This window comes from Pseudomonas leptonychotis (assembly GCF_004920405.1).
Taxonomy (GTDB): Bacteria; Pseudomonadota; Gammaproteobacteria; order Pseudomonadales; family Pseudomonadaceae; genus Aquipseudomonas; species Aquipseudomonas leptonychotis.
The window spans coordinates 1-11,631 of the sequence record NZ_RFLV01000009.1 but is presented as its reverse complement, the minus strand read 5'-3'; the positions used below and the strand labels follow the sequence as shown (position 1 = coordinate 11,631).

Genomic DNA, 11,631 nt, shown 5'->3' with positions numbered 1-11,631 from the left:
TTATCGAATGCGAGTGTTTCGGGCCGGATTTGAACGACCGCTGAGGGCTTACAGACTGCATCCGAACATTGTTATTTGTACGCATAACTTCCTTGTTATCCCGAGCTTTGCTGTGCCGCCTAACGATTGGTTAAGGGGCGGGCTTTAGCCCGTCCCAGTGAGCGAAGCGAACGGTTTGAACCACTAGTTATAAGACATGCTCCGGAGGGGCGTTCTCTGACAGCATGTCTAAGTAGCACTCTAGATTGCCCTTAATTTTCTCGAAGACTTTTGGGAAATAACTAGCCAGCTCATGGAACGTTGGGCTGTCCGACGTCGGGCCACCATGGTAGTTGCGCATGTGACTGAGAATGTCTGATTTTTCTTCTGCCGATATGGAATCAAGTGGGTTGAGCGCATTGTAACCATGGAAGTTAGAGAGATGGATAAATGCGCAACCGAATTTATATACAGAGCGAGCCCAGCCCGCGAAATTTTCTGCTACTTCAACCATCATTGCGTCAGTGACAATGGCCATTTTTCTTTTTGGGGTCTGAACAGTCCAGCGTTCTCCGTTGATGGTACAGGCCATCAACCTGTTTCTTTCTATTAGATCAGGGATAGACAGGAGGTATAGAACCCTAATTAGGGAATCAAGCTCCTGCCGAAGAATGGACATCATTGATCCAGGAAGGTCGTGTATGCGTGAAAACGCCATGTCATGTTCATCGGAGCGTGATTTTATTAGCTCTATGAATTCGCGCACAAAACTATCCTTGTCTTATAACGTTTGGTTAAGGGGCGGGCTTTAGCCCGTCCCAGTGAGCGCAGCGAACGATTTGAACCGCTTGTTAGGCCGCGCCCCGATGGAACGCCGGATACAAAACGTGATTGCTCAATGCCGCTGGATGTGTGGATTTGAACATGCGCGTGTGAGCTTTCAGATTGTGGGTTGGAGCATACGTGCGCGGGCGTGCAGATTGAAAGAGGCGAGCTTGAATACGCGTGCCGGCCGCGAGTCGGATGTGGGTGCACGCGGTGTAACGGCGAGAGCCAAGCAAATGCTGCGGGTTGGATTTGTCCAGGCACTACAAAATATCGGGTAAGAACGAAAACGTTCTGAGTGGATTTTTGGCAACGCTGCCGATGAGCGATTTGCTGAGAGAAATATTTGTTATTTGATTGCATAACTTCCATGTTCGATCTGCTTTTGCTTTGCCGCCTAACGTTTGGTTAAGGGGCGGGCTTTAGCCCGTCCCAGTGAGCGCAGCGAACGGTTTGAACCATTTGTTAGGCCGCGCCGAGATGTAACGGCGGGCACTGAACGTGATTATTCGGCGCTACTGGATTGTGGCTTGGAGCATACGCGTGCGGGCGATCAGGTTGAAGCGCTTGTAGATGGAGGCAAGCGCGTGCCGATTGGCCTGCTGCTGATGTGAATATTCGGGTTATCGAATGCGAGTATCTCGGGCCGGATTTGAACGGCCGGCGAGGGCTTCCAGACTGCATCCGTGCATTGTTATTTGTACGCATAACTTCCTTGTTTCCCGAGCTTTGCTTTGCCGCCTAACGTTTGGTTAAGGGGCGGGCTTTAGCCCGTCCCAGTGAGCGCAGCGAACGATTTGAACCAGTTGTTAGGTGTTTGTTGCATAGATTGCTAGAGCACCAATTATAAGAAACACCGGCCATGATAAGTGTTTACCCTTTGAGCCAGCGAGTGCTATTGCAAAGTGAGCAAGAAAAATAATACCTATAACCAAACCAATAATTCGGGGCTGAATAGGTGGGTGGGCAAGAAGGACTAAAACGCTGGCAAGACCAAGCCATGCAATAGAAGTTAAATGCCAAGCAAAACGCAACGTACGAGTGGTAAATTCTGTGCTTCCAAATAGCTTAGTTAAATCATTTTTGCGAAAAAGGCGAATTAGTATGTAGCGCTCGCCGAGATATGAGTGGGCTGCAGCAACACAAAGAACAAGGATGGCCGATATATACAGTGCAATTTCCATAAACACCTAACGTTTGGTTAAGGGGCGGGCTTTAGCCCGTCCCAGTGAGCGAAGCGAGCGATTTGAACCACTAGTTAGGTGTTGCCAGTTATATGTAAGGTGTACGATTGTTGCTTTCGGAGATTATCTTATCTTTATGCAATAATTTATATGTGGATCCATTGCCATTAACGTAAATAATTAAGCAGTCCTCTAGTGATTCCACCTCAAACCATGGTTGCTCCGCAGCGTCCGCGATTAGGTCGTAGTCAGTTGCTAATTCGAGCTCTATTTCATGCGCCCATGGCTCAATGATCAGAAGCTTTTGCTGACTGATGTTCGCGGTAACTCTGAGGCGAGACGATCCCATGTTATGCACCTAACGTTTGGTTAAGGGGCGGGCTTTAGCCCGTCCCAGTGAGCGAAGCGAACGGTTTGAACCATTTGTTAGGGTTTAGACTGCATCTGGCGGCGTACATGCTTTGAGAAATTCTCGACCGTATATGGTTAGTTCTAAGTAGCGGTCTTCTCGATTGTTTACACTTGGGTATGGAGTATCAGCGTCAGGCTCTACATAGCTTACCTCTGAGTATTCACGCAAATCGATAAGCTTAAGGCGTTGTAAGTTTTCTAGCCATAATTGCATGTATTTGGTGTTTTCTAAACCTATGGAAAGACAATGATTAATAAACTGTATTTCAATAGTTAAATCATTTCCGTGCGAATATCTTGCGTTATTTTCTTGAAAAAGCGTAGTGCTACCAATTTCTTGAAAGCTAATGAAGACCAAGGCTTCTTGCGATGTAAGTTGACCGATTACATTTATATATGAAGGGTGAACCATAGGTTCCGTTCTAGAATCCATAGCCTTAAGTAAAAGCTCTGCGTATAGTTCGCGAAGTTCTGGTGCGTCGGCAGACATGGATATAGAGGTTAATGCTGGAATTGCTATGTTATTTGGAGGCGTGCGAAGAAAATTTTGTGGGGTTTTACTTGTTCGTTCTTCAACTTTTTTCTTCAACCAGTCTTTAGACTGTTCAAAACCCCAGTCGAGCATTGATACGGGCGACAAGCTGACTTTGAATAGAGTTTCTAGGGCAGAGCCAATTTGTCGTGCGGCTGGGCGAGCAACGTCTGCATAAACATCAGATGCGACCTTTCCGATTGTGTCGGTTACGACTCCATAACTTTTGTCTTCAGTTCCCATGGACGTGCCTCAGGGGTGAGTGAGCCCTAACGTTTGGTTAAGGGGCGGGCTTTAGCCCGTCCCAGTGAGCGAAGCGAACGGTTTGAACCACTTGTTAGGCCGCGCCGAGATGTAACGCCTGGAACCGAACGTGATTGCTCGACGTTGTTGGATGTGTGGCTTGAAGCATACGCGTGCGAACTGTCAGGAAAAAGAGCTTGAAGATGGAGGCAAGCGCGTGCCGATTGGCCTGTTGCAGATGTGAATATTCGAGTTCGCGGATGCGAGACGTTCAGGTTGGATTTGAACGATCGCCGAAGGCTTTCAGTTGAAATCCGTACATTGTTATTTGTACTCATAACTTCCTTGTTTCCCGGTCTTTGCTTTGCCGCCTAACGTTTGGTTAAGGGGCGGGCTTTAGCCCGTCCCGAGTGAGCGTAGCGAACGGCTTGAACCACTTGTTAGGCTTTTTCAAGCCAAATTGGATATTTTTTATTGGCGTATAGAAAAAGTGCAATGTAATAGGGGATAGATAATGCCCACATTACAGCGGTGCTTACTACATATAGTTGCTGGTCCATTCCTGCGGACAAGTCAGCTGTTGTTACGAAGTAGTAAAGAACGAGCCATGTTATTTGAACATAGAAGTTAATAACCCATAGTTTGCGAGTTAATATTTTCTTGCTGAACACATAGCCAAAGAAGCCCGTTAATGAAGGTATTGCGAGAATTAGAGATATAAACTCTGCCGCCCCGGCATCCTCAACCGTTAATAACCCCACAACTCCTACAAATGTTAGTGCCAGCATGAAATAAAAATATACTTTCCATGCGATGTTTCGATTTAAGTTGTCGGTGCCGACTAGTTCTGATTGTGGGGGCGCGTAAGGATTTTCGCTCATGACAATTTCTCGTTTGTGGGTGTGGCCTAACGATTAAGCTAAGGGGCGGGCTTTAGCCCGTCCCAGTGAGCGAAGCGAACGATTTGAGCGCCTTGTTATACGCACACACCAAGAAGCATAGGTAAATTAGGGTTGTTATGATAGTCAACCCAGAATCGGAAAGCTTCGCCGAGAATTTCTTCGTCTTCTATGCTGTCGAACGAAAATTCTATATTCAAATCTTTAAGATCAGCCAAGTCTGCGTCGATAATTATTCTTATTTCTTGGAAGTCAGCTGCGTCGATCTCTTTCGCTATGCTTGGGTCTTTTGAAGGGTTGCGAACGCAGTGTTTATAACCATTGGCTAAGGTGTTTATGGTTTCGTGGATTTTTGATTTATTTGAAAGAAGCGTTCTTACATCAGTTTCTTTTCTCCATCCGTACTTATCTTTGTACTCGTGAAAAATGTAATCAGGAATATTGTTAATTGACTCTGCGGCATTTAAGAAAAGGCGTAGTCGTTTGTACTTGGAGCGAATTTTTCCATAAGTATCATTTTCTCTCTGCCCTTCGCATAGCTCAAAATAATCAGAGCAGTTTTGTAGAGCTATATGGACGATGTATCCTTTGTGAGAGCCAAGTGGGCCAGAGAAGGTGCTCATCTACGTTCTTCCTTGTGCGTATAACGTTTGGTTAAGGGGCGGGCTTTAGCCCGTCCCAGTGAGCGAAGCGAACGATTTGAACCACTTGTTAGGCTCCTATGGTTATACAGAAGAGCAGTTCAGTACTAGGCGCTTCGGGGTTCGACTGATGTAAATTGTAGGATTCTCGGATAGTCCGCTTTAGCCAGGCGTATTCTGAAGATGTAGTAATTGCGCACTCGACTGCTGTGCCCTGATGCAAGACTGAATGACCAATGCGACCATCTGGAAGACGTAACCAGCCCTCCCAGCCAAATACTGGAATTTTGAGTTGTTCCATTAGTTCAATTGCTTCAAGAGCCTGCGGCAAGGGAAGAACGAGTTCCCTCGTTGATGCCGAATACTGTTGAAGATTATCAAGGCTCATGTTGTGGCCTAACGTTTGGTTAAGGGGCGGGCTTTAGCCCGTCCCAGCGAGCACAGCGAGCGATTTGAACCAGTTGTTAGCCTTTAAAGCCGACAATAAACTCTGGCACTTGTAAGCACCAACCGAACTCTACTGTAGCTAGCAATAGGAAAAACCAAGTTATTGAGAAAACCATTCCGACATAGATAGGTATTTTACTAGCTGAATATTTTTTCAGTATTAAATGGGAAACTATAAATCCTGATTTCCTCTCGTATAGCCTTTTTCTTACTTGCTCATGCATGGCTTCTGGTGACATCGAAAAAAGCTGATACATTGCTTGCCTTTCTGTATCGTTTTCAACATTCTTCAATATTTCTTCTTCAGCAAGTACCGTACTTGTTTCCCAATACTCTTGCCAGTATTTCGCTCCACAGGCCATACCTGTTTGGAGTAACGATACTAATAAGCCGCAGAGACAGCCAACAAAGCTTACTATTGCAATGTTTCCAGCTGACTGTATTATTCCTGCTAATAGCACTCCTTGGAAAATCATGAAGAAGCTATTTCTGTTGATCAACTGTGATATTTCAAAATTCCGTGTTTCTATGCACAACTTATAAAGTTGAGATAATGCCTCGAAATCTTTTGGTGTTTCATTCGCCATAAATTTCTCTAGTTGATTGTTGGCTAACGTTTGGTTAAGGGGCGGGCTTCAGCCCGTCCCAGTGAGCGAAGCGAGCGATTTGAACCACTTGTTATAACTCCGACTCACGGGACCATATATCAAGATCGCTGCCGCAAGCCGCTACTATGTAGTTACCACACCACGAAAAACCATATGCTCTTAAGTAGTCTGTGTAAATTATTTTGCAGTCAGATTGATGCCCAGGTATGAGAGCGTTTTTGAACGGTTTGCATAGAATTAGATGGCTTTCAGGCCACTCTGGAGAAACAACCTCTAGCACTTCTCCCGCTCTGTTTGTGAGCGGCAGGCCGCCTCCATTAATGCCACAAAGCGATACGACTTCATCCGCGATTAGCCCGATTCCTCGGCAGTGAAGTCCGAGGTCGCTTAATTCTGCGTATTCTTCGTAGTCGCGTTCAATTTTTTCGCCTGTTTTGCAGTAAATAACGCTGCGGCCGGAGCTAGATACGACTAATAAGTAGGCTCCTTTCTGGGAGAAGCCAACAGAAAGAAGCCCTCCGACAGCTATCGAGGCGACATGAGTCCATCCTTCAGGTTGCTTATCGACTGATATCTGTTCAATCAGCTTAATAAGTCGCTCTCTATTATCTGTTCGGTATGAACTCATTTCTTTGCTCGGGTTATAACGTTTGGTTAAGGGGCGGGCTTTAGCCCGTCCCAGTGAGCGCAGCGAACGGTTTGAACCATTTGTTAGGCCGCGCCGAGGTGTAACGCCGGACGCAGACGTGATTGTTCGATGCTGCTCGATTTGTGGCTTGGAGCATACGCGCGCGAACCGTCAGGCAAAAGAGCTTGTAGATTGAGGCAAGCGCGCGCCGATTGGCCTGTTGCAGATGTGCGTATTTGAGTTAACGAATGCGAGTGTTTCGGGCCGGATTTGAACGTCCGGCGAGGGCTTGCAGACTGCATCCGTGCATTGTTATTTGTACGCATAACTTCCTTGTTTCCCGAGCTTTGCTGTGCCGCCTAACGTTTGGTTAAGGGGCGGACTTTAGCCCGTCCCAGTGAGCGAAGCGAACGGTTTGAACCACTAGTTAGGTTACCGGCCACTATAGTTCAGAAGCTCCCACTTTTTGTTTTTCTCTGCAGTGGGGAATTTATATGAGAGTTTTCTTTGCAGTGATTGTGCGTTGGCAATATGTGCGCGAACTATATTTTGATATGGTTGATATTCTTTACTTTCAAGTTGTTCGTGAAGATCTAGGATTCGTAGAAAGTAGCGGTGCTGCGCCAGCATAAATATTGGTTCTTTGTTTCCATCCGCAAGAGCCTGAACAATACCTTCGTCATGCCTTGCTTCAGCAAGTTCAAGTTCGAACAGGTTCATTAAGTGTATGTGCTCGATTGATTTATAACTTCTGTATGTGCCAGCCAAATAACTCAGGTAGGAAGTCATACAAATTAATGTAATTAGTGCTACAGACTTAAGAAATCGTGGCATTGAGATGGAACCTAACGTTTGGTTAAGGGGCGGGCTTTAGCCCGTCCCAGTGAGCGAAGCGAGCGATTTGAACCACTAGTTAGCCTCTAGGCTGCCACAGACATGGAGGAGATACGTGTTCTTATAAGCTCGCAACATGCTTCAATTTCAGAGGTTATTATTTCGTGATTTACTTTTGCTTTGTTCCAGTATTCGATATTCCAACCATCTTCTTTGTATTGATATTCAATTGATTCTTCGTGGCATAGGTGGAATATTTTTTGTAGCGACTCATATACAGAGATTGAATAGAATGGTCTGTTTTCTTCCATGACATCTCTGAAAATATAAAATGTTTCGCCAAATGCCATGAGTCGCTTATTTACGCGCTCTTCCTCTGACTCATTTGGATCAACATGATCAAGCATGGGACGCAGTGATAGGGTTCTGGCTCTCAACTTTATAAGGCATGCCCATATTTGATGATAGATTGCAAATTCTTTGTCGAATTGTGACTTGCTTACATGTACAGAGCTTTCAAGCATGCTTTTGGCTTTTTCATTTGCTGCTTGCAGTTGTGCCTTGTAGCTCTCTAGTCGTGAGTTTCCGATGTAGGCGAATAGCCCTGTTAAAACTACCGAAGCTCCGCCAAGAGCTGCGAGAATATTGAAGAACACCTCCATGCTATCTCCTAGGGGCTAACGTTTGGTTAAGGGGCGGGCTTTAGCCCGTCCCAGTGAGCGAAGCGAGCGATTTGAACCACTAGTTAGGGCCCGCACACGACGGCGATTTCAGTGAATGACGGCTCTTCAGCCACCAGTGTATAGATGTACGAATAACAAGGGTCTTCTGGTGATAATTTTGCCTTACCCATAAGCCGCTCTTTGAAACTACGAAATTTTTCGATTTGCAGAATCCATTCGTGATTTCCATCTGGGCTTTCGTGGGCACAAGCCCCAATCATGTAATTTCGTCCTTGCCACTCAACGTTGGAATACCAACCCCAGTCTTCGGGCTCTGGAGCCGACATGTTCAGGTGTGCATGAACGCGACTACGTAGCCATAGAAGAAAAGATATACCCCGAGTCGGGTTTATCGAATTTTCAGGCTCGTCAGATATATCAAATAGCCGAGATTCGAAATGGATCACCAAATGCATGTTGTGGGCTCTAACGCTTGGTTAAGGGGCCGGCTTTAGCCGGTCCCAGTGAGCGCAGCGAACGATTTGAACCATTTGTTAGGCCGCACCGAGATGTAACGGCGGGCACTGAACGTGATTGCTCGATGCTTTTGGATTTGTGGCTTGGAGCATACGCGTGCGAGCTGTCAGGCAGAAGAGCCTGTAGATGGAGGCTACCGCGTGCCGATTGGCCTGCTGCTGATGTGCGTATTTGAGTTCGCGAATGCGAGTGTTTCGGGCCGGATTTGAACGGCTGGCGAGGGCTTCCAGACTGCGTCCGTACATTGTTATTTGTACTCATAACTTCCATGTTTTCCCGAGCTTTGCTGTGCCGCCTAACGATTAAGCTAAGGGGCGGGCTTTAGCCCGTCCCAGTGAGCGAAGCGAACGATTTGAGCGCCTTGTTAGACGCTGCTACGCGGTGAGTGAATTACTCATGGCTGTATTAAATGTTAGTGCGAAATCCGCCGCCGGGTAAATTTTCAAATGGCAACGCAATACCTCCATGCACTTTTGTGTTTTCGTTGGCTAATAGATGAATCCATTCGCTTTTCGGTGTTGCAACACCGTAACCAAGCGAGTCTAGACTTTGTTGATCGTTAGCAGACATTGAGGTCTGGACGAGAATTCCAACAACATAACCTTGACGGTTAACAATTGGCCCTCCAGAGTTCCCGCCTTTGACGCGGGCGTTAATTAGAAAGTACTTTTGTCGATCAAGGTATGACTGCCCTGACGCCACCATGCGGCCAGTCGAAGCCTTAACCTCGGCGTTAACTGTAGCAAGATCAGCAATTAGGGTTGCTTCAAAACCGGGGATTGGTGGAAAGCCAAGGCAAAGTACCTCATCAAGTACGCTTGAGTCGCTGCACCGAAAATAAGGGATATCGTTTAGAGGGGCATTTGCTACTACAAGAGCTACGTCAAGGTTAGGGTCTTCGGGTACTACTAATTTCTGAATATGGATGGCCTTTCCATCCTTATCAGGGATTTCAATGCGCTGCATACCTTCTACAACGTGGCGTGCTGTCAATAGGGTGCATTGATTTCCGAGAAGAAAGCAGGTTCCAATGTCTTCGGTGCCGTTTGAGGTCGTGACAACAACAGGGCGAACCGCTGGGCCAAGCTGTTCGCGTAAAAGACCAAACCCATAACCAGCGAATTCATATTCGCCATAACTAGCTCTTCTCTCATCAAAATTTGGTGCTACATATCCTCTTCCTAAGACTGGGTGAGGATTTGAAGTGCTGGCCTCTAAAAGGTAACCATTGTGCTCTAGTTGAGAGCAAATTCTGAAAACAAGTTGCAAGTCTAGTGTTTCATTCCACTCAGGCTTTAGTTTCGAGAAGTCTTCTATCGTTCGAATAGCTTGAGGTTCAGCTCCATCGGAAAAGTCGATGTGAAAGAATCTAAGTATTTCAGTAGCAAGCTGCATAAGTATCCTTTCAGAGTCTAACGTTTGGTTAAGGGGCGGGCTTTAGCCCGTCCCAGTGAGCGAAGCGAACGGTTTGAACCAGTTGTTATGCTCTTCGTTCACGGGAAAAATATTCTTCCGATGCATAAGACAGAAATCTGCCAAGGTCTGACGTGTTGCCTTCAAAGCTTGCCCACGGGACATAGGTTAAAAGTGCAACAGAAAATGCTTTTCGTGAAACCATTATTTTTGGCGACATGAGAATTCTTGCCGGTGCTTCTAATCTTTTTGAGTGAACCTCGAAAAGATAGTGGTTTCTTTGGTTTGCACTACTACCTTTGTTGACAATTTCAATGAGTCTTGGCTCTGCCGTGCATACTCGTTTAACTATTCCATCGGTGAAACGATAAATTTCTTTGTTGTATGCAAAGGCGAAGTCATTTTGGCCAGTTGCCTGATGAGTTCTAGAACCATGTTCTTCAGCAGCACTGAGATTTTTCTCATCAATTTCAGCTGCGTCCACGGTTACCTCCTAGAAGTGCATAACGTTTGGTTAAGGGGCTGGCTTTAGCCCGTCCCAGTGAGCGAAGCGAACGGTTTGAACCAGTTGTTAGATGTTTAAACTTCATTGCTGGTTGATTCTATGCTTTGAATGTTGAAAAGCGTATTTCCAAACTCTGGATTATATTTCCGGGCTTCTTCTAGTGATACTGCCGGGATTCTAATTGTGGCTTTATGACGGCGACCAAACACATCGGTAATTTCTATTTTGACTTTTACTTGCTGCTTGTCTGATTTGGGGAAGCAACCGCCCCAGCTCTCGGGTTGTTCAAAGTAAACAACACCATTTGTGGACTGTCCTACTTCGAGAAAGGTTTCTGACTTTGCGGGTGACAGATAATTTCTCTGTGTCAGGAATGGGTAGACTTTTATGCTACCTCCGATTTTTGCCTGAAAATCAGTAATTGCTACTGCTTGGTGCTCAATCCAAAACCAGCCAATGGTATTTTTCAGCCAAATAAAACTCCATGGCGTTAGGTTCCAATGATAAGCAATTCTGATTTTGTGAATGCTTGATGGTGCAGCGCCCACATTTGAGATATACAAATATATAGCTATGGCTGTTTGATGAGCATCATATTCATTGTGCTTGTTTCCGGTTAAATATGTGCAGCTGAACGTTGGGCCGGGAATAGTTTCTATTTTGAATTTTGGCTTCCGACGCAAAGCTGAAAAAATACCGCTAAACCAGCCAAAAAAAACGGTGACGATAAAAAGTGCGACAGTGAGAACACCCTGGTTCTCATTTGTCCAAGTTGACGCATTTGTGAACAGCTCGGTTATTGGCATAAATATCTAACGTTTGGTTAAGGGGCGGGCTTTAGCCCGTCCCAGTGAGCGCAGCGAACGGTTTGAACCATTTGTTAGGCCGCGCCGAGATGTAACGGCGGGCGCTGAACGTGATTGTTCGGTGCTTTTGGATTGGTGGCTTGAAGCATACGCGTGCAGGCTGTCAGGTTGAAGCGCTTGTAGATTGAGGCCGCCGCGTGCCGATTGGCCTGCTGCTGATGTGAATGTTTGGATTATCGAATGCGAGTGTTTCGGGCCGGATTTGAACGACCGCTGAGGGCTTACAGACTGCATCCGAACATTGTTATTTGTACGCATAACTTCCTTGTTATCCCGAGCTTTGCTGTGCCGCCTAACGTTTGGTTAAGGGGCGGGCTTTAGCCCGTCCCAGAGAGCGCAGCGAACGGTTTGAACCAATTGTTATGCGGCGTATGCATTAGGGTACATAGACCATGTAAATATTGAACTCGAAGCCAT

The 11,631-nt window shown here is 46.1% G+C and carries 12 protein-coding genes; all 12 read right to left on the bottom strand.

Annotation, left to right across the window (positions count from 1 at the left end; all coding sequences use genetic code 11):
* Positions 1–187 precede the first annotated feature (187 nt).
* The 12 genes from D8779_RS20385 to D8779_RS20325 all read right to left on the bottom strand — a co-directional run bounded on the left by D8779_RS20385 (position 188) and on the right by D8779_RS20325 (position 11,154).
* Positions 188–571, bottom strand: a complete 384-nt coding sequence (locus D8779_RS20385) for a hypothetical protein (protein WP_205895862.1) — start codon at positions 569–571, stop codon at positions 188–190.
* A 1,042-nt stretch (positions 572–1,613) separates the two neighbouring features.
* The gene (locus tag D8779_RS20380; protein WP_136666447.1) at positions 1,614–1,988 is read right to left on the bottom strand and encodes a hypothetical protein; all 375 of its coding nucleotides are present in this window, start codon (positions 1,986–1,988) and stop codon (positions 1,614–1,616) included.
* A 433-nt stretch (positions 1,989–2,421) separates the two neighbouring features.
* Positions 2,422–3,174, bottom strand: a complete 753-nt coding sequence (locus tag D8779_RS20375) for a DUF4393 domain-containing protein (RefSeq protein WP_136666446.1) — start codon at positions 3,172–3,174, stop codon at positions 2,422–2,424.
* 440 nt (positions 3,175–3,614) lie between these two features.
* Positions 3,615–4,055 carry a hypothetical protein gene (locus D8779_RS20370; protein ID WP_136666445.1) on the bottom strand — a complete coding sequence of 147 codons (441 nt, stop codon included), beginning with the start codon at positions 4,053–4,055 and terminating at the stop codon, positions 3,615–3,617.
* 95 nt (positions 4,056–4,150) lie between these two features.
* The gene (locus D8779_RS20365; protein ID WP_136666444.1) at positions 4,151–4,696 is read right to left on the bottom strand and encodes a hypothetical protein; all 546 of its coding nucleotides are present in this window, start codon (positions 4,694–4,696) and stop codon (positions 4,151–4,153) included.
* Positions 4,697–5,178: 482 nt separating this feature from the next.
* On the bottom strand, positions 5,179–5,748 hold the full coding sequence (locus tag D8779_RS20360; protein ID WP_136666443.1) for a RipA family octameric membrane protein: 570 nt from the start codon (positions 5,746–5,748) through the stop codon (positions 5,179–5,181).
* Between the two features lie 91 nt (positions 5,749–5,839).
* Entirely contained in the window at positions 5,840–6,397 is a 558-nt protein-coding gene (locus D8779_RS20355; RefSeq protein WP_136666442.1) for a hypothetical protein, read from the bottom strand.
* 432 nt (positions 6,398–6,829) lie between these two features.
* Complete coding sequence (locus D8779_RS20350; protein WP_136666441.1) at positions 6,830–7,117, bottom strand: hypothetical protein; 288 nt, start codon at positions 7,115–7,117, stop codon at positions 6,830–6,832.
* Positions 7,118–7,317: 200 nt separating this feature from the next.
* A complete protein-coding gene (locus tag D8779_RS20345) occupies positions 7,318–7,893 on the bottom strand; it encodes a hypothetical protein (RefSeq protein WP_136666440.1) in 576 nt (191 codons plus the stop codon).
* 942 nt (positions 7,894–8,835) lie between these two features.
* On the bottom strand, positions 8,836–9,825 hold the full coding sequence (locus D8779_RS20335; protein ID WP_136666438.1) for a S1 family peptidase: 990 nt from the start codon (positions 9,823–9,825) through the stop codon (positions 8,836–8,838).
* Between the two features lie 85 nt (positions 9,826–9,910).
* Entirely contained in the window at positions 9,911–10,327 is a 417-nt protein-coding gene (locus tag D8779_RS20330) for a hypothetical protein (RefSeq protein WP_136666437.1), read from the bottom strand.
* A gap of 95 nt (positions 10,328–10,422) precedes the next feature.
* On the bottom strand, positions 10,423–11,154 hold the full coding sequence (locus D8779_RS20325) for a hypothetical protein (protein WP_136666436.1): 732 nt from the start codon (positions 11,152–11,154) through the stop codon (positions 10,423–10,425).
* Positions 11,155–11,631 lie beyond the last annotated feature (477 nt).

Coding starts and splice junctions, on each gene's coding strand:
- D8779_RS20355 (WP_136666442.1), bottom strand. CDS start 6,397: ATGAGTTCATACCGAACAGATAATAGAGAGCGACTTATTAAGCTGATT.
- D8779_RS20375 (WP_136666446.1), bottom strand. CDS start 3,174: ATGGGAACTGAAGACAAAAGTTATGGAGTCGTAACCGACACAATCGGA.
- D8779_RS20350 (WP_136666441.1), bottom strand. CDS start 7,117: ATGAACCTGTTCGAACTTGAACTTGCTGAAGCAAGGCATGACGAAGGT.
- D8779_RS20365 (WP_136666444.1), bottom strand. CDS start 4,696: ATGAGCACCTTCTCTGGCCCACTTGGCTCTCACAAAGGATACATCGTC.
- D8779_RS20335 (WP_136666438.1), bottom strand. CDS start 9,825: ATGCAGCTTGCTACTGAAATACTTAGATTCTTTCACATCGACTTTTCC.
- D8779_RS20370 (WP_136666445.1), bottom strand. CDS start 4,055: ATGAGCGAAAATCCTTACGCGCCCCCACAATCAGAACTAGTCGGCACC.
- D8779_RS20325 (WP_136666436.1), bottom strand. CDS start 11,154: ATGCCAATAACCGAGCTGTTCACAAATGCGTCAACTTGGACAAATGAG.
- D8779_RS20380 (WP_136666447.1), bottom strand. CDS start 1,988: ATGGAAATTGCACTGTATATATCGGCCATCCTTGTTCTTTGTGTTGCT.
- D8779_RS20385 (WP_205895862.1), bottom strand. CDS start 571: ATGGCCTGTACCATCAACGGAGAACGCTGGACTGTTCAGACCCCAAAA.
- D8779_RS20360 (WP_136666443.1), bottom strand. CDS start 5,748: ATGGCGAATGAAACACCAAAAGATTTCGAGGCATTATCTCAACTTTAT.
- D8779_RS20345 (WP_136666440.1), bottom strand. CDS start 7,893: ATGGAGGTGTTCTTCAATATTCTCGCAGCTCTTGGCGGAGCTTCGGTA.